The organism is Roseinatronobacter domitianus, from assembly GCF_023336755.1.
Classification (GTDB): domain Bacteria; phylum Pseudomonadota; class Alphaproteobacteria; order Rhodobacterales; family Rhodobacteraceae; genus Roseinatronobacter; species Roseinatronobacter domitianus.
The window spans coordinates 73518-96291 of the sequence record NZ_JALZWP010000010.1 but is presented as its reverse complement, the minus strand read 5'-3'; the positions used below and the strand labels follow the sequence as shown (position 1 = coordinate 96291).

Here is a 22774-nt window from a genome sequence, read left to right as displayed (position 1 = left end):
GCCGCACCCTCTTGCGCGGCGTCGCGCGCGTGCCTTGATACATGTAAACCCCTGACAGGACACCTGACCTATGCTGCATATTCCGATGTGGAAACGCATCCTCATCTGGGGCACATGCGCTTTGGCGCTGCTGATCGCTGTGCCCAACCTGTTCTACGCACAGGTCGAGCGGCATAATGATGCCGTGACTGCGCAAGAGCGGGGCGAGGCGTTTTCGGAAGAGGATCTTGCGGCTTGGCCCGGTTTCCTGCCGTCCTTTTTGATCAATCTGGGCCTTGATCTGCGCGGCGGGGCGCATCTGCTGGCAGAGGTGAACGTGTCCGATGTCTATGCCGACCGCATAGACGCGCTTTGGCCCACGGTGCGCGACCGCTTGCGCGACGAGCGCGACATTGTCGGGGCTGTGCGGCGCGTGGATTCTCAGGATTCGGGGGAATTGCGCGTGCGACTTGGCAACCCCGAGGTGATTGACCAAGCGGCGGGTTTTCTGCGTGAACTGGCGCAGCCGACACAAAGTCTGACCGGCTTTGGCGTTGGCAATGATCTGGAAGTGCGCACCGAGGGCGAGGAACTTGTTGTCGCGCTTTCCGCCGCAGAGCGGCAGGCCACCGATGAGCGCACCATGCGCACCTCGCTGGAGATTATTCGCCGCCGTGTCGATGAGGCCGGAACGCGCGAACCCACCATTCAGCGGCAGGGCGAAGATCGCATCCTGATTCAAGTGCCCGGCATCGGGTCCGCCGAAGAGTTGAAATCGCTGATCGGGACCACCGCGCGGCTGACCTTTCATCCGGTTGTGGGTGTAACATCCGATCCGACTGAAGTGCCCGGCCCGCGCAACGCGCTCTATCCGTCACTGGACAGTCCCGGCACGTTCTACGAGGTGGAACAAACCCCCGTTGTGACCGGCGACCAACTGGTCGATGCCAGCGCCGCGATGGACCAGAACAACCGCCCGGCGGTGAACTTCCGCTTCAACGCGCAGGGCGGGCGCGCCTTTGGTCTTTATACCGCAGAGAATATCGGCAGCCCCTTTGCCATCGTGCTGGACGGAGAGGTCGTGTCGGCCCCGACCATCCAAAGCCATATTCCGGGCGGTTCCGGCATTATCACCGGACGTTTCACCGTTGAAGAGACCACGCAGCTTGCAGTTCTGCTACGGTCCGGCGCGCTGCCCGCCGAGATGGATTTTCTGGAGGAACGCACGGTCGGTCCAGAACTGGGGCAAGACAGTATTGACGCGGGCCGTATTGCCGCGATTGTCGCCATGGGTGCTGTGCTGGTGTTCATGATCGCAAGCTACGGCATATTCGGCGTGATCGCCAATATCGCGCTGCTGCTGAACGTGGCGATGATCTTTGCACTATTGTCGCTGATCGGGGCCACGCTGACGCTGCCGGGGATTGCCGGGATCGTGTTGACCATCGGGATGGCGGTAGATGCGACGGTGCTGATTTTCGAGCGGATACGCGAAGAAATGCGCACGGCCAAAGGGCCGGCGCGCGCGATTGAGCTTGGCTATGAAAAGGCGCTTTCGGCCATTCTGGACGCCAATATCACCACCTTCCTGACCGCGCTTATTCTGTTTGCGATGGGGTCCGGCCCGGTGCGCGGCTTTGCCGTCACGCTGGGGCTTGGGATCATCACCTCGGTCTTTACCGCGCTGTTGGTTACGCGGCTTATGATGGTGCTCTACTATGAGCGCCGTCGCCCCAAAACTCTTGCGATATAAGGAAAGCCCATGCGCCTGAAACTTGTTCCGCAAGACACAACACTTGATTTTTTCCGCTTCTGGCGATACACGTTCGGCGCCTCGGTGCTGGCAATGGTGCTGTCCATTGTGGCGTTTTTCGTCATGGGGCTGAATTTCGGGATCGACTTCAAGGGCGGCACCTCTATCCGAACAGAAGCGGTGCAGCCGGTCGATATCGGTGCCTATCGCGGCGCGGTAGAGCCTTTGGGCTTTGGGGACGTGGCTATTACGGAAGTGTTCGACCCATCCTTTGGGCCAGAACAGAACGTGGCAATGATCCGCATTGAGACGCAGGCAGGCCAAGAAGCAAAGACGCCGGAACAACTGGCCTCGATCCGCACGGCGCTGCAACAGGTCGATCCGTCTTTGGTGTTCGCCTCGGTCGATTCCGTGGGGCCGAAAGTCTCTGGTGAATTGGTGCAATCGGCGGTTATTTCCGTGCTGCTCGCGCTTGGAGCGGTGCTGTTTTATGTCTGGTTGCGGTTCGAATGGCAGTTTTCCGTAGGGGCCGTTGCGGCGTTGGTGCATGATGTGGTGCTTACCATCGGCCTATTCGCGGTGCTGCAGATCCGCTTCGATCTGGCGATTATCGCGGCAATCCTGACCATCGTGGGGTATTCGCTGAACGACACTGTGGTCGTGTTCGACCGGGTGCGCGAAAACCTGATAAAATTCAAGAAACGCCCGCTGCGCGAGGTGTTGAACATGTCGATCAACGAAACGCTGTCCCGCACGGTGATGACCTCTGTCACCACTTTGCTGGCATTGATCGCGCTGTTCGTGCTGGGCGGCGACGTGATCCGGGGGTTCGTGTTTGCCATGATCTGGGGGGTTATCGTGGGGACGTATTCTTCGGTCTTCGTGGCATCGGTCGTGCTGTATCGCTTTGACGTCAAGCGCGACTGGTCGAAAGCGTCCGGCGACACGGCAGGCACACAATTCGGAGTTAAGGAGAACTAGGGCATGCAGCTTTCCGAGATCGAGTTCGGCAACGCGAAACCGATTGAGGGCTACGGTCCCGATTTCTACCGTCTGGGCGGCCAGACCCATCCCGCGCCTGTGCTGATCTATGGTGACGAAGTTCACGCATGGGGCGGATATGAGGACAGCGCCGCGCTGCTGGCGCTTGCAGGCCGGGTCGATGTGCTGCTGGTGGGCACCGGTCCACATATCGCGCATTTGCCGAAAGCTTTGCGCGCTGAACTGGACGCGGCGGGCATTGGCGCAGAGGTGATGGACAGCCCCGCCGCGTGCCGCACCTATAACGTGCTTTTGTCGGAACAGCGGCGGGTGGCGGTGGCGCTTTTGCCCGCCACTTAGAGTGTGTCGCGTTCATCCGTATTCACGCGGCATGCTCTAACCGTTTGTGGTCGCATGCCTTTTTGCGCAAAACCGGACACCACTTTTGCGCGACAGGCTCTAGTGGCGCGGTGGCCGACTGCGGTAAACCGGCAGGCACCACCCGAACAGCAGCGACCCGGCGCGCAGTGCAAATGTGCTTAGGCCGCAGACAAGCAGCGCAAGGCTGGAAGACAGGCCCAGTGCCACCCCTGTGAGGGCAACCACTGCGCCGATCAAGGCGGCGGTTGCGTAAAGCTCGCCCTTTTTCAGGATCAGCGGCAATTCGTTGCAGACCACATCGCGCATCAATCCGCCGAACGTGCCTGTGGCCACGCCCATAATCGCGACCACAACCCATGGCGCGTTCATTGACAGCGCCAGCCCGACGCCTGCGGGCACCGCAACGGCCAGCGCCAGCGCATCCAGCCATTCCAAGGCCCGCAGCCGCGATTCCAGCAGATGCGCGGTGAAGAACACCAAAACCGCCGCTGCTGTTGCAGAAAGAATCATCAACGGTTCGGCGACCCAGAACACGGTGTCCCGCCCCATGACAACATCGCGCAACGTGCCGCCCCCCACGGCTGTCAGGCAGGCCAGAAAGACAAAACCCACAATATCCAATTGCGCCCGGCTTGCCGCCAAAGCGCCGGTCAGGCCAAAGATAAACACCGCGGTCAGGTCCAGGCCTTGCAAAAAGGTCATGGCTTGCCGGGCTTGAATGGGGCCATACCGGCGCGCGCCAATTCATCCGCGCGCTCGTTTTCCGGGTGGCCCGCATGGCCTTTGACCCACTCCCATGTCACCGTATGGCGCGCTTGTGCCGCATCCAGCCGCTGCCACAATTCGACATTCTTGACGGGTTTCTTATCGGCGGTGCGCCAGCCATTGCGCTTCCAGCCATGAATCCACTGGCTGACGCCGTTCTTCACATAGGCGCTGTCGGTGACGATGGTAATCTCGGCCGAGCGTTCCAGCGTTTCCAGCGCCGAAATCGCGGCCATCAGCTCCATCCGGTTGTTGGTCGTGTCGCGTTCGCCGCCCTGCAATTCGCGCTGCTTCAGGATCGCGCCGTCGCGCTCGGCGCGCATCAGCACACCCCAGCCGCCGGGTCCGGGATTGCCGCTGCACGCGCCATCGGTATAGGCGACAAGGCGGGTCATGCGGTCAGTCCGACATAGCCGGGCAGCGCCGCCACACGGTCCAGCCATGCCCGCAAAGCCGGGAAGGGGGCCAGATCGTAGCCGCCGCGTGTGCCGGCACTGTGGGTGTAGGCATACAGGCAGATATCCGCGATCGAAGGACCGCTTCCCACCAGCCAGTCACGGTTTGCCAGATGCTTTTCCATGACCTGCAACAAAGCATTGCCTTGGCGCAGCAGCTCCTCCAGCCGCTCAGGCGTTGCCTGCGCTGCGCGGTGCGGATAGGTTCGCAAGGCCGCGCGAACGGCAATGACGCCTTCGTGCTGGTTCTGCTCCCAGAACATCCATGACAGGGTCTGTGCCTGTTCCAGAGGCGTGGTGGGCCAATAGGCGGTTTCTTGCGCCAGATACCACAGGATCGCGTTCGATTCGGGCAGTGCTGTGCCATCGTCCAGCACCAGCACAGGCGCTTTGCCGAAAGGCAGCGCGGCTTTGGCTTTTTCCAGCGCCACGTCACCGTATTCCACATCCACGCAGTCGGCGCTTTGACCCGTCAAGCCCAGCAAAAGGCGCACCTTGTAGCTGTTGCCGCTGGAGGGCATGTTATACAGGATCATGGCGCACCTTTCGACGATGTAATCCGCGCAGAGCTACCCCAGCCAAAGCCCTCCTGCAAGGCACAGCGCCACCCCAGATGTCAGCATCAGCCGCAGTTTCATCCACCAGCGCGGGGTCAGACCCCAGAGTGTGAATTGCTGGTCGATCACCAAAAGCACCACAAAGCCCGTCAAAAGCGCCGCCAGTGCTTGCGTCGCGCCTCCGCCGACAAAAAAGAACGCCCAAAGCGCCGGGGCGACGGACAGGGCATAGCCGGTCCATGCCTGTTCCGCGCCGCGTGCGGCAAAGCCCCAGAGCACACCCGACATAAAGCACAAGATGACTGTTCCATAGGCGATCAGCACATATTGCCCAGCGAAGCGTGGGCCGATAGCGCGGATCGTGGCCTCTGCCAAGCCCGGCGACAGGATCGTGGCCAGGCCGTAGACAAAGGGCAACAGGCCCGCAAGGCCAAGTGTAAGGGCCGCGCGCGGGATCATGGGCGGGCTTTGAGCGTGGAATGACAGGTCGACATGCTGGCCTCTGGCTAAGTTATGCCCAAAGATGGCGTTTTGCCGGGGGCAGGGCAAGGGTGTGCGGCTGGAAATCTGGGCCGTGCCGCGCAGGTCTTTGCAAAAGCCCCAATGCGCGGCTTTTAGCCCAATATCGCGAAGATACTCGTGGTGGACGAACCAGCCCGTGGACCTTATAGGGGTCTGCAAGCGATAGATAACGGCCTTACCCTTGCGCCTGTTTGAACGAATTTGGTCGTTCTGGGGCCACTGCTGAGGGTATCGGCCGACCTGCCAGCGCAGCCCCCGATGAGAAGCCCGCCCTATGACTGATATAGCACTGAAAACACGGGCTTTGCACGCGTCTCGTCTGTCTGTGGCGCCGATGATGGATTGGACGGATCGACATTGTCGGTTTTTCCACCGTCAGATGAGCGCGCAGGCGTTGCTTTATACAGAGATGGTCACGGCACCCGCGCTGGTGCGTGGGGGCGCATTGCACCTGTTGGGGCATGACCCGCAAGAGCACCCTGTGGCCTTGCAGCTTGGCGGGTCCGATCCTGCCGAACTGGCGCAGGCCACACGGCTTGGCTGGGAGGCAGGGTATACCGAAGTGAACCTGAATTGCGGCTGCCCCTCGGACCGGGTGCAATCGGGCAGTTTTGGCGCGGTGTTGATGGAACGCCCGGCGCATGTGGCCGAAATTTGTGCTGCCATGAGTGCCGCAAGCCCGGCCGAGGTTACGGTGAAATGTCGCATTGGCGTGGATGACCAGACCCCGGAGGAGGTTTTGCCGCGCTTTCTGAGCGCCATTCGCGCGGTCGGCGTGCGGCGGGTCACGATCCATGCGCGCAAAGCGTGGTTGCAGGGGCTAAGCCCCAAGGAAAACCGCGATATTCCGCCGCTGGATTATGCGCTGGTTGCAGCCATGAAAGCGGAATTCCCGGATTTGCACATCTCGGTTAATGGCGGGGTGGATGACCTTGACGCGGCTTCGGGGTTTCTGGACATGGGGCTGGACGGGGTTATGGTTGGTCGCGCCGCCTACCATCGGCCTTGGGATATTCTTGGCCGCGCCGACAGTCGCATTTTCGGCCAGCCCGATCCGGCCCAAAACCGCGCAGAGGTCGTCGCGCGGATGCAGCCCTATATAGAACGGCAGATGGGCCAAGGTCTGCGCCTGGCACAGATCACCCGGCATATGCTGGGGCTGTTCGCAGGCCAGCCCGGCGCGCGCCAATGGCGGCGGGTTCTGTCGGAAAACGCGCATAAGCCAGGCGCGGGGCCAGAGTTGCTGGACATCGCGCTGGCGGCGGTGTCTCAGACCGCCTAACGCCGCAGGCGGGAGAGCAACGCGGCATTTATGTAGCCATCCGGGGGCAGCCCGTTGGCGCGTTGCCACGCCTGCACCGCCGCAATGGTGGCAGGCCCGTGCCGCCCGTCTATACCGGCCGTGTCATGGCCTTGCGCCGTCAGGATGCGTTGCAGTTCGGTCCGCTCTGCCAGTGTCAGCGCCCGGTCTTGGCGTGGCCATGCCCCGCGCAAAGGTCCAAAGCCGCGCAAGCGGTCGGACAAATGCCCAAGTGCCAGCACATAGGCATCGGAAATATTGTATTCCTTCAGCACGTCATAATTGCCCGTGGCCAGAAAGGCCGGGCCGCGCGCCCCGCCGGGCAGGATAAGCCGTAACGGCGCCCGGGGCAGGGTGCCTTGCACCGGTGTCACGCCCAGAGCGCCCCAATCGCTGCGCTGCTGCCCGGTGACGCCAAGGTCAAAGCCTTGCGGCAACGCCACCTCTACGGCCCAAGGCTGGCCACGGGTCCAGCCCCGCCGCGCTAGGTAATTGGCGGCACTTGCCAGCGCATCAGATGGGTCATCGGCCCAGACATCGGCCACGCCATTGCCGGCAAAGGGCACCGCATAGGTCAGGTAGCTGGACGGCATGAACTGCGTATGCCCAAATGCCCCGGCCCAAGACCCGGTAAACCGCGCGGGCGTGACCTTGCCCATTTGCACCATGCGCAGGGCGGCGATCAATTCGCCCTCGAAAAACGCGGCGCGGCGCCCGTCTTTGGCCAGTGTCGCCAATGTCGCCAGAATGGGAGAGCGCCCCCGGTTGGCCCCGTAGGATGTTTCGATCCCCCAGATCGCGGTGACAATTTCGGGCGGCACGCCGAAGCGCGATTCTATGCGGGCCAGCGTATTGGCGTGCCGCGCCATTGCCGCGCGCCCGGCGCTGATCCGCTGCGCGGTCACGGCGCTGTCCATGTAGTCCCAAACCCGCGCACCAAATTCCGACTGACGACGGTCCAGCGCCAGCGTGTCGGGCAAAATGCGCAGATAGGGGCGTGTGGTGGCCAGCGTGGCGGGCGTAATGCCCTCTGCCTGTGCTCGCGCTTCAAAGCCCGCGCGCCATGTGGCGAAGCTGCCGCTGCTCGGCGCCTCTGGCCGCGCCTGCGGACGCAGCGAGCGCTCGACATTGGCCGTCACACAGCCGGGCAACAGGGCCAGCACAAGAACAGCAATAAACGCGCGCATCACACCTCCGAACCTGCGGGCTAGATTAGCGGTATATCGCGCATTGACCAAGGATCGCTTAACAATCCGGCGATAATTCGCTAATCTGTTTCGAAACATAAAACACAGAGCAGCCGAATGATCCTGTCCCGCCGTGTCTTTTTCGCTGGTGTCGCCAGCCTGTCCTTGTCCGCCTGCATGGGGGGCGGGATTCGCGCCACCACGCCGCGCCCGACGCAGACCATGCGTCCGCAGCCAAACCCCGATTTTGACGCATGGGTGAACGCCTATGCAGGCCGCGCGCGCAGTGCCGGGATTGCCCCGCAAGTGGTGGATCGCGCGCTTTCAGGGGCAGGGTTTTTACCCGATGTCATTGCGCGGGACAGGCGGCAAACCGAATTCACCCGAACGCTGGAAGATTACCTTGCCATCGCGGCCTCGGATGAGCGGATCACGGCAGGGCGCGCGGCGCTGGCACGTCATGGCGGGACCCTGCGCGCGATCGAGGGGCGCTACGGCGTCCCCACCGAAGTGCTGACCGCCATCTGGGGGCTGGAATCACGCTACGGCACCGAGAAAGGCGACATTCCGGCCATTTCCGCGCTCGCCACCTTGGCCTTTGACGGGCGGCGCGGAGAGTTCTTTGAAAGCCAGCTCACGGCCGCTTTGCGCATTCTGGAACGTGGCGACACGAGCTATACCAACCTGCGCGGCTCATGGGCGGGGGCAATGGGGCATACCCAGTTTATCCCGACCACCTATCAGGCTTATGCGGTGGATTTTACCGGCAACGGGCGGCGCGACATCTGGGCCGATGACCCAACTGACGCGCTGGCAAGTGCCGCCAATTACCTGTCGCGCATGGGCTGGCAAACGGGTGTGCCTTGGGGGCAAGAGGTGCGCCTGCCGGACGGATTCAACACCGGGCTGGCCGGGCGCGGGTCCACCCGCAGCGATTGGGCCGGGCTTGGGGTGCGCGCGGTCAGCGGCAGCCTGACCGGGGCATCCGCCTCGCTTATTCTGCCCGATGGGCCGCGCGGCCCGGCGTTTCTGGTCACGCGCAATTTCGGCGTTATTCTTCGCTATAACAACTCAGAGCTTTACGGCCTCGGCATTGGCCACCTGTCCGACCGCCTGCGCGGCGGCGGCCCAATTCAGGGCAATTTCCAGCCAGATGCCAATGGTTTGCGGCTGGGCGACCGTAAGGAACTGCAAGAACGCCTGACCCGCGCGGGGTTTGACACCCAAGGCACTGACGGCGTGATCGGCCCCAATTCGCAAGCCGCGATCCGCGCGTATCAAAGCACGCGGGGTTTGCCGGTCACGGGCCAGCCCTCGCGCACGCTTTTGGAAAGGTTACGGCGCGGGGCCTAGATTTGCTTTTGCCACCAGCCGCGCCCGGTGCGGAGGTCCACATAGATCACGATCACAGCGCCGACGTTCTGCGCCAGAGCCAGATCTGGCCGTGCAATCAGTGATTTGCCCGTGGTTCCGACAGCGTCTTGCCATGTTATGCGGTAGCGCGCGCGCCCGTTCACCCGAAGCGGTAGTTTGCGAATGTCGGTCACGCGGGCCTCGCGCACATCGCCATGCAGCAACGCGCGCCGGGCAGAGGCCACGCGCCCCCAGCCCCATGCCGTGCCACCAAGCGCCACAAGCAACGCAACAGCGCCCGCAAGCCCGAAAAACACCACCCCGAACATGCCGCGTTTCGGGTCAAGCGTGTTTCGCTCGGGCTGGTTCCAGATATAGGTCACGGGTAAAAAACTCCCGACCTCCGTGCCCATATATAGCCCGCGCCCGACCGATTGCCGCGTGGTGACACTGTCGGAATAGCCTTCGGGGCGAAAGCTGTGGGTCAGGTAATAGGTCAGGGTCTCATCCCCGTCCGAATTGCGCGACCGCGAGATGTTGCGCGCGATCACCTCGGTCTGGCCCAGCACGCCGTCACGTTGCAGCGCGCGATACGCGGCAAGGCTGGAGAGCGCAACCGCGACAAAGACCACCCCGAACACCAAAGGCAAGGCCAGCCAGCCAAGACCAAGCCGCCAGATCAGCCGGGGGTAGGAAAGGGGTTTGCGCTCTATCATGTCCGCAATCTTGCCCATTGCGGCGCAAATGCCAAGCGGGGCTTTCCCTTGACCGCCGCCGGCGCTAAACACGCAGCCAAACCGGAAGAGGTGTGTGCAATGGGCATGGAAAAAACATTCGACGCGACAGCCGCAGAAGCGCGGATCACCGCCAAATGGCTGGACGCGAACGCATTTGCCGCGGGCGCGAACAAGTCCCGCGACGAGAGCTTCTGCATCATGCTGCCGCCGCCCAATGTGACCGGCGCGTTGCATGTGGGCCACGCGTTCAACCATACGCTTATGGATATCCTGACCCGCTGGCACCGGATGCGTGGCTTTGACACGCTTTGGCAACCGGGGCAGGACCATGCCGGGATTGCAACGCAACTTCAGGTAGAAAAGAAGCTGCTGGCCGAAGAAGGCAAGCGCCGCGCCGATCTAGGGCGCGAGGCGTTCCTGGCCCGCGTCTGGGAATGGAAGCAGCAATACGGCACCACGATCATCGACCAGATGAAGCGGCTGGGCAATTCCTGCGACTGGGACCGTAACGCGTTTACCATGTCCGGCGCGCCGGGTGCGCCTGAGGGCAATGACGGCAATTTCCATGATGCCGTCATCAAGGTCTTTGTCGAGATGTATAACAAGGGCCTGATCTATCGCGGCAAGCGGCTGGTCAACTGGGACCCGCATTTCGAGACGGCGATTTCCGATCTGGAAGTCGAGAATATCGAGACCGACGGCCATATGTGGCACTTCAAATACCCGCTCGCGGGTGGGGCGACCTATCGGTATGTCGAGAAGGACGAAGACGGAAATGTCATCGTCGATGAAGAGCGCGATTACATTTCCATTGCCACAACCCGGCCCGAAACCATGCTGGGCGATGGGGCGGTTGCGGTTCATCCATCGGATGAACGATATGCGCCAATTGTCGGGAAGCTATGTGAAATTCCGGTTGGCCCGAAAGAGCATCGCCGCCTGATCCCGATCATAACCGACAACTACCCGGACCCCGATTTCGGATCGGGCGCGGTCAAGATCACCGGCGCGCATGACGCGAATGACTACGGCGTGGCCAAGCGCAACGATATCCCGATGTATCGCCTGATGGACATGCGCGCGCAGATGCGCAGCGATGGCGCGCCTTATGCCGAGGCAGCCGCGATTGCGGGCGCGGTGGCGCGGGGCGAGCGCGCATTGTCCGAGGCAGAGGCGGATGCGCTGAACCTTGTCCCCGACCATCTGCGCGGCTTGGACAGGTATGAGGCACGCAAGGCTGTCGTCGACGAGATCACATCCGAGGGGCTGGCCATGATGACCACGCCTGACGACCCGCGCCTTGGGGCGGCCGCCGCGAAACCCGCCCCGGCCGAAGAGCCGGGGCCTCTGGGGGCTGACCAAGAGGTCCCGGATCAGGTCCGGGACGCGCTGGTGCCTTTGGTGGAGGCGAAGAAGATCATGCAACCCTTTGGGGATCGGTCGAAAGTCGTGATCGAGCCAATGCTGACCGACCAATGGTTTGTTGACGCGCAAGAGGTCGTCAAACCTGCTTTGGACGCGGTGCGCACGGGTCGCACCAAGATCGTGCCGGAATCGGGCGAGAAGACTTATTTCCATTGGCTGGAGAATATCGAGCCTTGGTGTATCTCGCGTCAGCTTTGGTGGGGGCATCAGATTCCGGTGTGGTATGATGACGAGGGCAGCATGTATTGCGCTCCGTCAGAGGCCGAGGCGCAGGCCATGGCACCGGGCAAGGCGTTGACCCGCGACCCCGACGTTCTCGACACGTGGTTCTCCTCCGGCCTTTGGCCCATCGGCACGCTGGGCTGGCCGGACCAGACAGAAGAACTTGCCAAATATTTCCCCACATCCGTCCTCGTCACCGGGCAGGACATCCTGTTCTTCTGGGTCGCGCGTATGATGATGATGCAACTTGCGGTTGTCGATGATATCCCCTTCCGCGATGTCTATCTGCACGGGCTTGTCCGCGACGCCAAGGGCAAGAAAATGTCCAAGACGCTGGGCAACGTGGTCGACCCGCTGGAGATTATCGACGAATACGGCGCCGATGCGCTGCGATTCACCAATGCGTCCATGGCGAGCCTTGGCGGTGTCCTGAAGCTGGATACGCAGCGCATTGCAGGCTATCGCAATTTCACCACCAAGCTGTGGAATGCCTGCCGCTTTGCAGAGATGAACAGCGTTTGGGAAGGGCACGAAACCCAAGCCGCTGCCCCGGACGCGCAGGCGACCGTCAACCGCTGGATCATCAGTGAAACCGCGAAAGTGCGCGAAACGGTGGATGCGGCGCTGACCGATTATCGCTTCAACGATGCCGCCAGCGCGCTTTATGGCTTCGTTTGGGGCAAGGTCTGCGATTGGTATGTCGAATTCGCCAAACCGTTATTCGATGGCGACGATGCCGCCGAAACCCGCGCAACGATGGCCTGGGTGCTGGATCAATGCATGGTCTTGCTGCACCCGTTCATGCCCTTCATCACCGAAGAGCTGTGGGGGCTGACTGGCGCGCGCGCGAAACTTTGCGTCCATGCCGATTGGCCGGAATATGGTGCCGATCTGGTTGATGAGAGCGCCTTGCGCGAGATGAACTGGGTGATCGCGCTGATTGAGAGCATCCGTTCGGCGCGTGCGCAGTTGCGTGTGCCGGTTGGGCTGAAGCTGAACATGGTCCAGCTTGATCTGGACGATGCTGGCCGTGCCGCGCTGTCGCGCAATATGGCGCTGGTGACGAAGCTGGCGCGGATCGCGTCGCTAGAGGAAGTGACGGAGCTACCCAAAGGGTCGATTACCGTGGCGGTCGAGGGCGGCAGCTTTGGCCTGCCGCTGGAAGGGGTGATCGACATCGCCACAGAGCGCGCGCGGCTGGAGAAAACGCTGGCCAAGGCTGAAAAAGAACGCGCGGGCATTGAAGGGCGGTTGAAGAACCCGAAATTCGTCGCCTCGGCCCCGGAAGAGGTGGTGACGGAAGCGCGCGAGAATTCGGCCCTGTTGGCAGATGAGATCGCGCGCCTGACGGAAGCTGTCGGGCGATTGCGCGAAATCGGTTAAGGTTTCGCCCCGGCTTTTTTATCGCTCGCGGGGCGGAAATCGACACAGAAGGCGGCCATGTCGGGCGCGGCGAGCAGGGTTTGCGTGCAATGGCAATAAGCCTGCGCGCCGCCCGGTTCGCAATGGTCACAGTCTGAACAGGTGCCGAATGTGGGCGCGCCGCGTTGGGCCGAAAGATCGGTCACGGCCTTGCGCACGGCGCGGGCCAAGCTGGTTTGTTCGTCTTCGGGCAGGGCCGCGAGGACATTGCGCAGGGTGCCCAGCGGATCACTTTTGAGCATGGCGCGGCCAGAGTCCGTCACCTCCATCACCGTGCTGCGGCGGTCATGGGCATGGGACTGGCGTGTCAGCAGACCCATATCGACCAGGGCTTTCACCGTTTGCGATGCCGTGCCCCGCGTGGTCGCGTGGAATTCGGAAAACGCAGAAGGCGTGCGCGAAAACGCATTGGCCCGCGCGAAATAGCGCAAAGCCGTCCATTGGGCCGCTGTCAGCGGGCTGTTGGCCGCGCTTTGCGCAAGCCGGGCCAGATGCACCAGAAGGTCGGCCAGATCGTTTGGAAGCGTTTGTGTCATGGCAAGGACGTAATCCGGCCTTGCCGCGTTGACAAGATGCGCTCGAAACTGATAGCGATACGAAACAATATCGAAACGCTACCAAATGGAGCTTTGCTCATGACCGCCGCGAAATTCGCCCGCGACCCGCATACCAGCCGGTTTATCCGCACCGCCATGGCCACCGATATGCTGGATGCAGAGACCGAACATGCGTTGGCGCTGGCATGGCGCGACAATCGGGATGAACGCGCGCTGCACCAGCTTATAACCGCCTATACGCGCCTGGCTGTGTCGGTTGCGGGGCGCTTCCGGCGCTACGGCTTTCCGCTGGATGACCTGATTCAGCAAGGCAATCTGGGCCTGATGCGCGCCGCCGAGAAATATGACCCCGATAACGGGGCGCGATTCTCGACCTATGCGGCCTGGTGGATCCGGGCGTCGATGCAGGAATATGTGATGCGCAACTGGTCGGTGGTACGCACCGCGACCAATGCTGCACAGAAAAAGCTGTTCTTCCATTTGCGCCGCACGCTGTCCAAAATGGATGATGGCGAGGTCCGGCACGAAGCGATCTCGGCCTCTGTCGCGCGCGCGCTGGATGTGCCGGAAGAACAGGTGCAGATCATGTTGGGGCGCATGGCCGGGCATGACCTGTCGCTGAACACGCCCCAATCGGGAGAGGAAGACGGGCGCGACTGGATGGATGCCATCGCCGATGACACTGCCCCGACAGAGGAACGCGTGCTGGAGGATCTGGAAGAGCGCCGCCGCCGCAAGTTGCTGTATGGCGCGGTGAACACGTTGCCAGAGCGCGAACAGCGCATCATCGTAGAGCGGCATCTGAGTGAAAGCCCGCGCACGCTGGCCGAAATTGGCGCCGAAATGGGGATTTCCAAAGAACGGGTTCGCCAGCTTGAAGAGCGCGCACTGGAACGCGTGACGCGCCATGTGCGCAAGAGCGGTGCGCCCGAAACGCTTTCAGCTTGACCTTTGTGGCGCGGCGCGGGACGTCTGACGCCTGACCCGGAGGTTCGTCTTTGACCCGCAATGCCTGGATCGGCTGTGCCGTTTCCGTCTTCTTGGCCGTGGTGGTTTTCGTTTTGCTGCTGTGGCCCATGCCGGATGGCAAGCCGTTACCCGTGCCATATCTCGACAAGGCTGTTCACGCCGGTCTGTTCTGTGCGGTTGCTTTGCCCGCCATGCTGGGCATGCCGCGCCGCTGGCATTGGGTGATCTTGCTGGTCGTGTTTGGCTATAGTGGCGTCACCGAACTGGTGCAGCCTTATTTCGGGCGCGGTGCAGAGTGGAGCGATCTGGCGGCGAATGCCGCAGGCGCGGGGATTGCGCTTATGGCAGTCCGGTTTTGGCGTTCAGATACGCCCAAGATCAAATAGCGCCAGCGGACCCAGATAGATGACAGAGGCGCGGACGTTCAGGGGCAAGGACAGCGTTGTGCCATGGCTCATGCCCTGCGCCATCATCATCACCATTTGGGCCTGATTGGGCGGCAACAGCCCTGTTTGCTGCATCTGCGCAAGCAGGGGCTGCCAGTTGGTCACGGTCAGGGGCAGCGTGCCGTTTAACTGCCCGTCTGCGCCGCGCTCCAGCGTGCCGCTGATCTCTGCTTGGGTTGTGCCCATGTCTATGCGCGCCCGCGCCGCGGTGATCCGCTGCAAGCTGGGCCGCGTGGTCAGGCGCGGTGGTGTGGTAAAGTGTAACTGTGCGCGCACTGAGGCGCTTAAAATTTCCAGCCCGCCGAAATTCAACCCGTCCATGTCCAGCGTTACGGCGCGCATTAGCGGGTCATCGGTGGGTGAAAGCGACAGCGCAACCGAGTCCAACCGCCCCGAGAGGGGGCCGCGCAGGGTTAGGTCATGCCCCTGAAGCGTGGCGGTGCGTAACACCAACCCCGGTGTGACGCTGGCCGCAACGGGCATATCCGGCCCGTCCATGCGCCATGTTGCGCCCGGCCTTGTCAATGTGTGGCCCCCCGACAGCGTGCCGCTGGCATGGAACGGCCAATAGCTGGGCAGGGACAGATGCGCGGCATCGGCGGACCAGCCCTGCGCGGGCAGGGCGGGGCGATCCAGCGCCAGATCGAATCGCAGCGGAAAACCTGCGACCGCGAGTGATTGCACCTCTGCGCCCCGCGCTTGCAGGTGGTCTGGTGCCATGCGCAACAATTGCGCCACCCCGAACCAACCGGCGCAGAGCACGCCGCCCACTATGACCAGCCCCAGAAACCCGCGCATTTTGCATCCTTTTGACCTTGCCGCGAATCCTGTCTACACCGCGACCCCAGACAGGAGCCAGACCATGCCCGATACGTTATGGATTTTCGGTTACGGATCGCTGATCTGGAACCCCGGTTTCGCGCATGGCGCGATGCGAATTGCGCGATTGGACGGGTATGAGCGGTCCTTCTGCATGCGCTCGATCCATCATCGCGGCACGGTAGAGGCACCGGGCCTTGTGCTGGCGCTGGATGAAGGGTCGGGCGGCTGCGAAGGCGTCGCGTTCGAGGTGGATGGGCGCATTGCCGAGGAAACGCTGGAATACCTGCGCGCGCGTGAATTGATTTCTGCGGCCTATCTGGAGCGCGAAGTGCCTGTGCGTTTGCAAGATGGGCCAATGGTGCAGGCCGTGACCTATGTCATCGACCGGGACCATGGGCAGTATTGCGGCGGGCTGCCGCTGGAAGAACAGGCGCAGATCATTGCCCGCGCCGTGGGCGGACGCGGGCCCAATAGCGAGTATTTGGTCAACACAGCCCGGCACCTGGCCGAACTGGGCCTGCGCGATCCGGATCTGGATTGGCTTTCGGCGCGGGTGGGGGCGTTGGCTGGGGTTTCGGTCCAGCCCGGTTAAAAACCCGCGTTCGGGCACTGCCCTTACGGTCTTTGGTCTGTCAGTGCCTTATGCAGGCCGCGACCGGATGATCTTGGCGAAGCGGTCGAAAATATCGGAATTGGCCGCGATCACCTCGCCCCGGTCGAATATCTTTTCGCCCTCGCGGATGGGGCCGGTAAAGCCACCGGCCTCGCGCACCAGCAGCAACCCTGCGGCAATGTCCCAAGGCTGCAATTCGCGCTCCCAGAACCCATCATAGCGACCGGCAGCGACATAGGCGAGGTCCAACGACGCAGCGCCCCAACGGCGCACCCCGGCACAAGCGGGCATCAACTGCGCCAAATCGTGCAGCATGGCGGGCAGCGTGCGTTTCGCACCAAAGGGCACGCCGGTCGCAAAGACACATTCCGACATGGTGTTGCGGTTCGACACACGCAGACGGGTGCCGTTCATGAAGGTGCCCATGCCTTTTTCCGCGATATACAGCTCATCCTTGGCCGGGTCGAACACCACCGCAGACACGATCTCGCCCTTGAACTCCAGCGCGATGGACACGGCCCAATGCGGCATCCCGTGCAGGAAATTGGTGGTGCCATCCAGCGGGTCCACGATCCAGCGACGGGTGGGGTCTTTGCCCTCAACCGGGTCCGATTCCTCGCCCAGCCACCCGTAATTGGGGCGCGCTTCGGTCAGGGTTTCGCGGATCGCAGCCTCGGCGGCGATATCGGCGCGCGACACGAAATCGCCTGCCGATTTGGACGATACTTGCAGGTTCTCGACTTCGCGGAAATCCTTGACCAGCATCCGTCCGGCCTTGCGCGCGGCTTGAATCATAACGTTGAGATTGGCGCTGCCTTGCATGTCGTCTGCTCCGGTAGAAGGGTCAGCGGGCGCTTTATACCCCTTGCGCGGGGAAGGAAAGCCTTATGCCAAGGGCACCACGCAATCACAGATGCGCAACCGCACGCGCTGCCCTACTTCGATGGTGGCCCCCGCGCCGGATATTACCTGTAGGCACCGCTCGCCTTCCTGCACCCAGTAAAGCTGGTCATGCCCCCGGAACTCGCGCCCGACAACAGAGGCCGGGCCGTCCGGGTCCGCTTCCAGCATGATCTGTTCGGGCCGGACCGACAGCGTAACCGCGCCATTTGCCGCGCGCGACAGCGGCAGTTTGCCAAATTCGGTCGCAACTTCCATGCCATCGGCATTGCCGTTCAGAATGTTCGACCGCCCGATAAACGAGGCAACGAAGGCCGACACCGGGTAGCGGTAAATCTCGTCCGGAGTGCCGATTTGAACGATGCGACCCGCTTCCATCACGGCGATCCGGTCGGCAACGGCCATCGCTTCTTCCTGGTCATGGGTTACGATAATCCCCGCCGCGCCAGAGGCTTTCAGCAATTTGCGCACCTCCTGGCGGGTGTCGACACGCATGGCGGCATCCAGATTGGAAAACGGCTCATCCATCAGCACCAGCGGCGGCGCCATGGCCAGCGTGCGCGCCAGCGCCACGCGCTGTTGCTGCCCGCCCGACAATTCATGCGGACGGCGCTGCGCCAGCCCCTCCAGCCCGACCAAGCGCAGCATGTCTTCGGCGCGCGCTGTTGCATCGGCGCGTTTCATCTTGCGCAGCCCGAATTTGACGTTGTCCAGCACCGTCAGATGCGGAAAAAGCGCATAATCCTGAAACACGAAACCAATGCCGCGCGCTTCCGGGGCGGCATGGGTAATGTCCTGCCCGCGCAGAATAATGCGGCCCGCATCGGGCACTTCGAACCCGCCAATCATGCGTAGCGTGGTGGTCTTGCCACAGCCAGAGGGGCCAAGCAGCGCCAGCATCTCGCCCACGCCCAGATCAAAGCTTGCGCGTTCTACCGCCGGGGTGTCGCCAGCGGCAAAGCTTTTGCGTAACCGATCCACCGTCAGCAGCACGTTTTTCGGGGCCGGGCGATAGCCGAGCGGCGTGGCATCCGCCGGCATCTTGAAGCTGAGCGATTTTGGCAATGTGTTCATGGCGCGAACTCCTTGCTGGGTGAAACCCAAGCGCCTTTGTCGGATATGCCGATTGCGCCCCCGCGTCAACTGTCAGAGCGCCCCGGAAAAGGGCATTGCCCGGCTTGGGCTGCGCGGCCATACTGCGCCCAAACCTTAGCACAGGGGCAACATGATCCATCCGCATAACTCTGCCACGCCGCTGGACATTGCCGTGTTCCACAGCGTCAACCGGCCCGCAACCGAACGCCGTGCCGCGTCTTTGATCGCGCGCCGATCTATCAAGGGCGCATATCAGGCGGCATGGCTGCTGAACGCGATTGCGTGTATGGACCTGACCACATTGGCGGGCGATGACACGCCGGACCGGGTGCGCCGCTTGTGTGCCAAGGCGCGCCGTCCTTTGGCCGACCATATCGTGGCCGGGCTGGGACTGGCGGATATGCCGCGCACTGGGGCGGTCTGCGTTTACCCGACCATGGTGGCGACGGCGGTTGCAGCACTGAACGGCACCGGCATTCCCGTAGCTTCCGTCGCAACAGGTTTTCCGGCAGGGCTTATGCCCCTCGATCTGCGGTTGGCCGAAATCCGCTACGCTGTGGGGCAGGGCGCGCAGGAAATCGACATCGTTATCACCCGCGCGCATGTGCTGGGCGGGCATTGGTCGGCGCTCTACGACGAAATTGCCGCGATGAAAGACGCCTGCGGTCCGGCCCATATGAAAGCCATTCTCGCAACGGGTGATCTTGCAACGCTGTCAAATGTCTACGCGGCCTCGCGCATTGCCATGCAGGCGGGGGCAGATTTCATCAAGACCTCGACCGGCAAGGAAGGGGTGAACGCCACGCTGCCCGTGGGCCTGACCATGTGCCGCGCGATCCGCGACCACCACGCGGCCACCGGCCATATCGTCGGTTTCAAACCCGCGGGGGGCATGAAAACCGCCAAGGATGCGCTGAACTGGCAAATGCTGATGCGCGAAGAACTGGGCCGCGACTGGTTGCGCCCCGGCCTGTTCCGGTTGGGCGCGTCGTCCATGCTGGCCGATATAGAGCGCCAGTTGGAGCATCATGTCACCGGCCGCTATGCCGCCAGCCACCGCCATGCGCTGGCCTAAGAAGGTAGAATAACTGTGATACCGGAGATTCTGGAAACGATGGTCTATGGTCCCGCCCCCGAAAGCACCGCCGCCGCCCGTAACTGGCTGGCGCGCAAGCCGTTTGGCCTGTTCATTGGCGGGGCGTTTACCATGCCGGGCGATGTGTTCGACGTGCGTGACCCGGCGCAGGATACAACTTTGGCACAGGTCACGCAGGCCACAGCCGCCGATGTGGATGCCGCAGTCAACGCCGCCCGCACCGCCCAAGCTGATTGGCAGGCCAACCCCGCCTTGCGCGCGCGCGTGCTTTATGCGCTGGCGCGTCAGGTGCAAAAGCGGGAACGGCTGTTCGCGGTGTTGGAATCGCTCGACAATGGCAAACCCATTCGGGAAACGCGCGACATAGATATCCCTTTGGTCGCGCGGCATTTTTACCACCATGCGGGCTGGGCGACACTTCTGGCCGAGGAATTCCCCGGCGCGCGCGCGCATGGGGTTTGTGGCCAGATCATCCCGTGGAATTTTCCGCTTCTGATGCTGGCATGGAAGGTCGCGCCCGCGCTTGCGGCGGGGAATACGGTCGTGCTGAAACCGGCAGAAGATACACCGCTGACGGCGCTTTTGTTTGCCGAAATCTGTCTGGAAGCAGGCGTGCCCCCCGGTGTGGTGAACATTGTGACCGGCGACGGGACGACGGGCGCAGCACTTGTTGCACATGACGGGATTGATAAAATCGCCTTTACCGGCTCGACCGAAGTGGGGCAGATCATCCGCCGTGCGACGGCCGGGTCAGGCAAGGCGTTGACGCTGGAGCTTGGCGGCAAATCGCCTTTCATCGTGATGGGGGATGCCGATCTGGATGCCGCGGTTGAAGGCGTGGTGGATGCCGTCTGGTTCAATCAAGGAGAGGTGTGCTGCGCGGGCACCCGTATTCTGGTGGCCGAAAGCGTGGCAGAGACCTTTCGCAACCGCCTGATTTCACGTCTGAAATCATTGCGCGTGGGCGACCCGCTGGACAAATCCACCGATATAGGCGCGATCATCAACCCAAGCCAATTGGCCCGCATCCGCGATCTGGTCGCCCAAGGCGTCGCCGCCGGTGCGGTGGCGCATGAGGGCACGGCACCCGAGGGTTGCTTCTGCGCGCCAATTCTGTTGGATCAGGTGTCGCCCGCAAACCCTTGTGTTTCCGAGGAAATTTTCGGTCCAGTGGTGACGCTGCAAACCTTCCGCACCCCGCCTGAAGCGATAGAACTGGCCAATGCCACCCGCTACGGGCTGGCCGCAAGCATCTGGTCCGAAAACCTGACCGTTGCCATGGATTTGGCCGCGCAAGTTAAGGCCGGTGTGGTCTGGATAAACGCCACCAACATGTTTGACGCCAACGCCCCCTTTGGCGGCATGCGCGCGTCGGGCTTTGGCCGCGAGGGCGCGCGCGAAGGGATGGCGGCGTATTTGCGCAAAGGCGACCCTGCGCAGGGTGCCGCGCCCGGCGCGATTGATCCTTTGCCCGCGAACGGCACGCCGGACGGGCTGGACCGCACGCATAAGCTATTCATAGGCGGCGCGCAAAAGCGCGCGGATGGCGGCGCAAGCTGGTCGGTCATGACGGATGGCACGCGCCTTGGCCATGCGCCGCTTGGCAACCGAAAGGACATCCGCAACGCGGTCGAAGCTGCGCACAAGGCCAGCGGCTGGACCAAGATGAGCGGGCATCAACGCGCGCAGGTGCTGTATTTTCTGGCCGAAACGCTGGACCATCATCGCGACGGGCTGGCGGCCTTGGTGCCTATGGCCGAGATTGACGCCAGCATTGCCCGGACGATGTATTACGCCGCTTGGGCCGACAAGCTGTCGGGCGCTGTGCACAACACCCAAAGCGCGCATGTGACCCTGGCCATGCGCGAGGCGTTCGGCGTTGTGGGGCTGGTCTGCGGCGAAGAAGCCCCGCTCTTGGGCGCGCTGTCGCTGATCCTGCCCGCCATCGCCATGGGCAACCGGGCGGTGGTTGTGCCGTCGCAAAACAATCCCTTGGCGGCGCTGGAACTTGGCCCAATGCTGGGCGCATCGGACGTGCCGGCGGGCGTGGTCAACATTGTGTCGGGGCCGGTAGCGGAGCTTGCGAAAACGCTGGCCAGCCATAACGATGTGGCCGCACTGGCCTGCGCACAACCCGGCGTCGCCCAGATGATCGAGCATGAGAGCGCAAGCAACCTGAAACCGGTCTGGCACGCGCCAGAGGGGCAGGGGCGCGACTGGTTGGAGGCCATGGTGCAGATCAAGACGATCTGGGTGCCTTACGGCGCATAACCCCACAAAGCGGACGGGGTGCGCGCAAGGCACGCACCCTTAGCTGTTCAGAACCGCGCCGACAGAAATTCGCGGAATGCCGCCTGCGCGCCTGCATTTGCCTCTGCGTCCCAGTCGCCCGATGTGGGCACGGTGAAGGAATGCCGCGCGCCGCCGAAGATGCGGGCTTCATGTGCAACGCCTGCGGTTTGCAATTCATCCATGAGTGCCGCCAGATCGGCCATGCCAGAGACCGGGTCGGCAGAGCCGTGCAGCACCATGACCGGCGCGGGGGTGGCGCTGTAATCTTGGCCCTCCGGTGTGCCAAGCCCGCCATGGAAGCTCACGAAACCTGCCATGTCCAGCCCCGCGCGCGCGGCTTCCAGCGCCGCCGCGCCGCCAAAGCAATAGCCCGCGATCACCATGTCGCCCGCGCCCTCCAACCCGGCGGCGGCATCTGCCCCGGCCTGCATCCGCGCGCGAAACTCTGTGCGGTCGCCATAAAGCGCGCCGGTTTCGCGGCGGTAGTCGTCGAACCCGTCCAGCACCGCGTCGGTCCCGAACAGATCAAGCGCCACGGCCAGATAACCATCTGCCGCCAGCGCATCGGCTTGGGCGCGTTCATGGTCGGTCAACCCGTCCCAGTCATGCACCAGCAGAACGGTGCCGCGCGGGGTGCCTTCGGGTGTGGCGACATAGCCTTCGAAGCTGCGCTCGCCATGGGTGTAGGAGAGTGGGTCTGCAAATGCTGCGCCACCCATAAGGGCAAGCATCGCGGGGGCGAGTTTGACTGCGTATGTCATGATTTTTCCCTTCCCTGTTGTAACATGGAAAGATAGCGCGGCGAACCGTGGAGTCATCCCGCCAGAGCATATGGGGTATTCAAGCGCCAGACACGCCCATAACGCCCGCGCCACGCTCAATGCGCCGCGCAGGCTTTGGTATTGTCCCCTCCGGCTGCTGCAAAGCAAGGCCCGCAACAGTTGG

Annotated in this window: 22 protein-coding genes; 11 read left to right on the top strand and 11 right to left on the bottom strand. The window is 62.7% G+C overall.

Annotation, left to right across the window (positions count from 1 at the left end; translation table 11 throughout):
• The first annotated feature begins 70 nt into the window (after nt 1-70).
• Genes secD through M3N55_RS11300 form a run of 3 tightly spaced genes read left to right on the top strand, consistent with a single transcriptional unit; the run spans nt 71 to nt 3073 of the window.
• A complete protein-coding gene (secD, locus tag M3N55_RS11310; RefSeq protein ID WP_249058981.1) occupies nt 71-1732 on the top strand; it encodes a protein translocase subunit SecD in 1662 nt (553 codons plus the stop codon).
• A 9-nt stretch (nt 1733-1741) separates the two neighbouring features.
• Nucleotides 1742-2713 carry a protein translocase subunit SecF gene (gene secF / locus M3N55_RS11305; RefSeq protein WP_249058979.1) on the top strand — a complete coding sequence of 324 codons (972 nt, stop codon included), beginning with the start codon at nt 1742-1744 and terminating at the stop codon, nt 2711-2713.
• A gap of 3 nt (nt 2714-2716) precedes the next feature.
• Nucleotides 2717-3073, top strand: coding sequence for an Mth938-like domain-containing protein (locus M3N55_RS11300; RefSeq protein WP_249058977.1), 357 nt, complete (start codon nt 2717-2719; stop codon nt 3071-3073).
• A gap of 99 nt (nt 3074-3172) precedes the next feature.
• Here the strand turns inward: M3N55_RS11300 and M3N55_RS11295 are convergent, their stop codons facing one another.
• The 4 genes from M3N55_RS11295 to M3N55_RS11280 are packed head-to-tail and all read right to left on the bottom strand — an operon-like array spanning nt 3173 to nt 5552.
• On the bottom strand, nt 3173-3796 hold the full coding sequence (locus tag M3N55_RS11295; RefSeq protein ID WP_249058974.1) for a trimeric intracellular cation channel family protein: 624 nt from the start codon (nt 3794-3796) through the stop codon (nt 3173-3175).
• Complete coding sequence (gene rnhA / locus M3N55_RS11290) at nt 3793-4254, bottom strand: ribonuclease HI (RefSeq protein WP_249058971.1); 462 nt, start codon at nt 4252-4254, stop codon at nt 3793-3795. Before rnhA ends, M3N55_RS11295 begins: the two co-directional genes overlap by 4 nt.
• On the bottom strand, nt 4251-4850 hold the full coding sequence (locus tag M3N55_RS11285; RefSeq protein WP_249058969.1) for a glutathione S-transferase family protein: 600 nt from the start codon (nt 4848-4850) through the stop codon (nt 4251-4253). Before M3N55_RS11285 ends, rnhA begins: the two co-directional genes overlap by 4 nt.
• A 33-nt stretch (nt 4851-4883) precedes the next feature.
• Nucleotides 4884-5552: a DUF3429 domain-containing protein gene (locus M3N55_RS11280; protein ID WP_346429269.1), complete on the bottom strand. Its 669-nt coding sequence runs from the start codon at nt 5550-5552 to the stop codon at nt 4884-4886.
• Nucleotides 5553-5667: 115 nt separating this feature from the next.
• On the opposite strand from M3N55_RS11280, the gene dusA reads away from it, so the two are divergent.
• Nucleotides 5668-6675: a tRNA dihydrouridine(20/20a) synthase DusA gene (dusA, locus tag M3N55_RS11275; RefSeq protein ID WP_249058968.1), complete on the top strand. Its 1008-nt coding sequence runs from the start codon at nt 5668-5670 to the stop codon at nt 6673-6675.
• Here dusA and M3N55_RS11270 read toward each other — a convergent pair.
• On the bottom strand, nt 6672-7880 hold the full coding sequence (locus M3N55_RS11270) for a lytic murein transglycosylase (RefSeq protein ID WP_249058966.1): 1209 nt from the start codon (nt 7878-7880) through the stop codon (nt 6672-6674). The two genes, dusA and M3N55_RS11270, sit on opposite strands and share 4 nt — an antisense overlap.
• A gap of 117 nt (nt 7881-7997) precedes the next feature.
• On the opposite strand from M3N55_RS11270, the gene M3N55_RS11265 reads away from it, so the two are divergent.
• Nucleotides 7998-9233, top strand: coding sequence for a lytic murein transglycosylase (locus M3N55_RS11265; protein WP_428982642.1), 1236 nt, complete (start codon nt 7998-8000; stop codon nt 9231-9233).
• Here M3N55_RS11265 and M3N55_RS11260 read toward each other — a convergent pair.
• Nucleotides 9230-9949, bottom strand: a complete 720-nt coding sequence (locus M3N55_RS11260) for a DUF3592 domain-containing protein (RefSeq protein ID WP_249058963.1) — start codon at nt 9947-9949, stop codon at nt 9230-9232. The two genes, M3N55_RS11265 and M3N55_RS11260, sit on opposite strands and share 4 nt — an antisense overlap.
• Before the next feature lie 99 nt (nt 9950-10048).
• Between M3N55_RS11260 and M3N55_RS11255 the strand changes: the two genes are divergently transcribed.
• Nucleotides 10049-13000 carry a valine--tRNA ligase gene (locus tag M3N55_RS11255; RefSeq protein ID WP_249058960.1) on the top strand — a complete coding sequence of 984 codons (2952 nt, stop codon included), beginning with the start codon at nt 10049-10051 and terminating at the stop codon, nt 12998-13000.
• Here M3N55_RS11255 and M3N55_RS11250 read toward each other — a convergent pair.
• Nucleotides 12997-13575: a MarR family winged helix-turn-helix transcriptional regulator gene (locus tag M3N55_RS11250; RefSeq protein WP_249058949.1), complete on the bottom strand. Its 579-nt coding sequence runs from the start codon at nt 13573-13575 to the stop codon at nt 12997-12999. The two genes, M3N55_RS11255 and M3N55_RS11250, sit on opposite strands and share 4 nt — an antisense overlap.
• 99 nt (nt 13576-13674) lie before the next feature.
• On the opposite strand from M3N55_RS11250, the gene M3N55_RS11245 reads away from it, so the two are divergent.
• Nucleotides 13675-14544 (top strand): RNA polymerase factor sigma-32, encoded by an 870-nt coding sequence (locus M3N55_RS11245; RefSeq protein ID WP_249058947.1) that lies wholly within the window; start codon nt 13675-13677, stop codon nt 14542-14544.
• Between the two features lie 50 nt (nt 14545-14594).
• Nucleotides 14595-14951: a VanZ family protein gene (locus M3N55_RS11240; RefSeq protein ID WP_249058939.1), complete on the top strand. Its 357-nt coding sequence runs from the start codon at nt 14595-14597 to the stop codon at nt 14949-14951.
• Here M3N55_RS11240 and M3N55_RS11235 read toward each other — a convergent pair.
• Nucleotides 14928-15809 (bottom strand): DUF2125 domain-containing protein, encoded by an 882-nt coding sequence (locus M3N55_RS11235; protein WP_249058938.1) that lies wholly within the window; start codon nt 15807-15809, stop codon nt 14928-14930. The two genes, M3N55_RS11240 and M3N55_RS11235, sit on opposite strands and share 24 nt — an antisense overlap.
• Before the next feature lie 64 nt (nt 15810-15873).
• On the opposite strand from M3N55_RS11235, the gene M3N55_RS11230 reads away from it, so the two are divergent.
• Entirely contained in the window at nt 15874-16425 is a 552-nt protein-coding gene (locus M3N55_RS11230; RefSeq protein WP_249058936.1) for a gamma-glutamylcyclotransferase, read from the top strand.
• A 48-nt stretch (nt 16426-16473) separates the two neighbouring features.
• Here the strand turns inward: M3N55_RS11230 and M3N55_RS11225 are convergent, their stop codons facing one another.
• Together M3N55_RS11225 and M3N55_RS11220 are read right to left on the bottom strand one after the other, a co-directional pair.
• On the bottom strand, nt 16474-17268 hold the full coding sequence (locus M3N55_RS11225; RefSeq protein WP_249058935.1) for an inositol monophosphatase family protein: 795 nt from the start codon (nt 17266-17268) through the stop codon (nt 16474-16476).
• Between the two features lie 63 nt (nt 17269-17331).
• A complete protein-coding gene (locus M3N55_RS11220) occupies nt 17332-18420 on the bottom strand; it encodes an ABC transporter ATP-binding protein (protein ID WP_249058933.1) in 1089 nt (362 codons plus the stop codon).
• Between the two features lie 151 nt (nt 18421-18571).
• On the opposite strand from M3N55_RS11220, the gene deoC reads away from it, so the two are divergent.
• Nucleotides 18572-19516 carry a deoxyribose-phosphate aldolase gene (gene deoC, locus M3N55_RS11215; RefSeq protein WP_249058931.1) on the top strand — a complete coding sequence of 315 codons (945 nt, stop codon included), beginning with the start codon at nt 18572-18574 and terminating at the stop codon, nt 19514-19516.
• Nucleotides 19517-19555: 39 nt separating this feature from the next.
• On the top strand, nt 19556-21808 hold the full coding sequence (locus M3N55_RS11210) for an aldehyde dehydrogenase family protein (protein ID WP_283163953.1): 2253 nt from the start codon (nt 19556-19558) through the stop codon (nt 21806-21808).
• Between the two features lie 47 nt (nt 21809-21855).
• On the opposite strand, the gene M3N55_RS11205 is transcribed toward M3N55_RS11210, so the two are convergent.
• A complete protein-coding gene (locus M3N55_RS11205; protein WP_249058928.1) occupies nt 21856-22590 on the bottom strand; it encodes a dienelactone hydrolase family protein in 735 nt (244 codons plus the stop codon).
• Between the last annotated feature and the right edge of the window lie 184 nt (nt 22591-22774).

What these genes read in the sequence shown, in the direction of transcription:
- secD (WP_249058981.1), top strand. Translation starts at nt 71, where the DNA reads ATGCTGCATATTCCGATGTGGAAACGCATCCTCATCTGGGGCACATGC.
- secF (WP_249058979.1), top strand. Translation starts at nt 1,742, where the DNA reads ATGCGCCTGAAACTTGTTCCGCAAGACACAACACTTGATTTTTTCCGC.
- M3N55_RS11300 (WP_249058977.1), top strand. Translation starts at nt 2,717, where the DNA reads ATGCAGCTTTCCGAGATCGAGTTCGGCAACGCGAAACCGATTGAGGGC.
- M3N55_RS11295 (WP_249058974.1), bottom strand. Translation starts at nt 3,796, where the DNA reads ATGACCTTTTTGCAAGGCCTGGACCTGACCGCGGTGTTTATCTTTGGC.
- rnhA (WP_249058971.1), bottom strand. Translation starts at nt 4,254, where the DNA reads ATGACCCGCCTTGTCGCCTATACCGATGGCGCGTGCAGCGGCAATCCC.
- M3N55_RS11285 (WP_249058969.1), bottom strand. Translation starts at nt 4,850, where the DNA reads ATGATCCTGTATAACATGCCCTCCAGCGGCAACAGCTACAAGGTGCGC.
- dusA (WP_249058968.1), top strand. Translation starts at nt 5,668, where the DNA reads ATGACTGATATAGCACTGAAAACACGGGCTTTGCACGCGTCTCGTCTG.
- M3N55_RS11270 (WP_249058966.1), bottom strand. Translation starts at nt 7,880, where the DNA reads ATGCGCGCGTTTATTGCTGTTCTTGTGCTGGCCCTGTTGCCCGGCTGT.
- M3N55_RS11265 (WP_428982642.1), top strand. Translation starts at nt 7,998, where the DNA reads ATGATCCTGTCCCGCCGTGTCTTTTTCGCTGGTGTCGCCAGCCTGTCC.
- M3N55_RS11260 (WP_249058963.1), bottom strand. Translation starts at nt 9,949, where the DNA reads ATGATAGAGCGCAAACCCCTTTCCTACCCCCGGCTGATCTGGCGGCTT.
- M3N55_RS11255 (WP_249058960.1), top strand. Translation starts at nt 10,049, where the DNA reads ATGGGCATGGAAAAAACATTCGACGCGACAGCCGCAGAAGCGCGGATC.
- M3N55_RS11250 (WP_249058949.1), bottom strand. Translation starts at nt 13,575, where the DNA reads ATGACACAAACGCTTCCAAACGATCTGGCCGACCTTCTGGTGCATCTG.
- M3N55_RS11245 (WP_249058947.1), top strand. Translation starts at nt 13,675, where the DNA reads ATGACCGCCGCGAAATTCGCCCGCGACCCGCATACCAGCCGGTTTATC.
- M3N55_RS11235 (WP_249058938.1), bottom strand. Translation starts at nt 15,809, where the DNA reads ATGCGCGGGTTTCTGGGGCTGGTCATAGTGGGCGGCGTGCTCTGCGCC.
- M3N55_RS11230 (WP_249058936.1), top strand. Translation starts at nt 15,874, where the DNA reads ATGCCCGATACGTTATGGATTTTCGGTTACGGATCGCTGATCTGGAAC.
- M3N55_RS11225 (WP_249058935.1), bottom strand. Translation starts at nt 17,268, where the DNA reads ATGCAAGGCAGCGCCAATCTCAACGTTATGATTCAAGCCGCGCGCAAG.
- M3N55_RS11220 (WP_249058933.1), bottom strand. Translation starts at nt 18,420, where the DNA reads ATGAACACATTGCCAAAATCGCTCAGCTTCAAGATGCCGGCGGATGCC.
- deoC (WP_249058931.1), top strand. Translation starts at nt 18,572, where the DNA reads ATGATCCATCCGCATAACTCTGCCACGCCGCTGGACATTGCCGTGTTC.
- M3N55_RS11210 (WP_283163953.1), top strand. Translation starts at nt 19,556, where the DNA reads ATGGTCTATGGTCCCGCCCCCGAAAGCACCGCCGCCGCCCGTAACTGG.
- M3N55_RS11205 (WP_249058928.1), bottom strand. Translation starts at nt 22,590, where the DNA reads ATGACATACGCAGTCAAACTCGCCCCCGCGATGCTTGCCCTTATGGGT.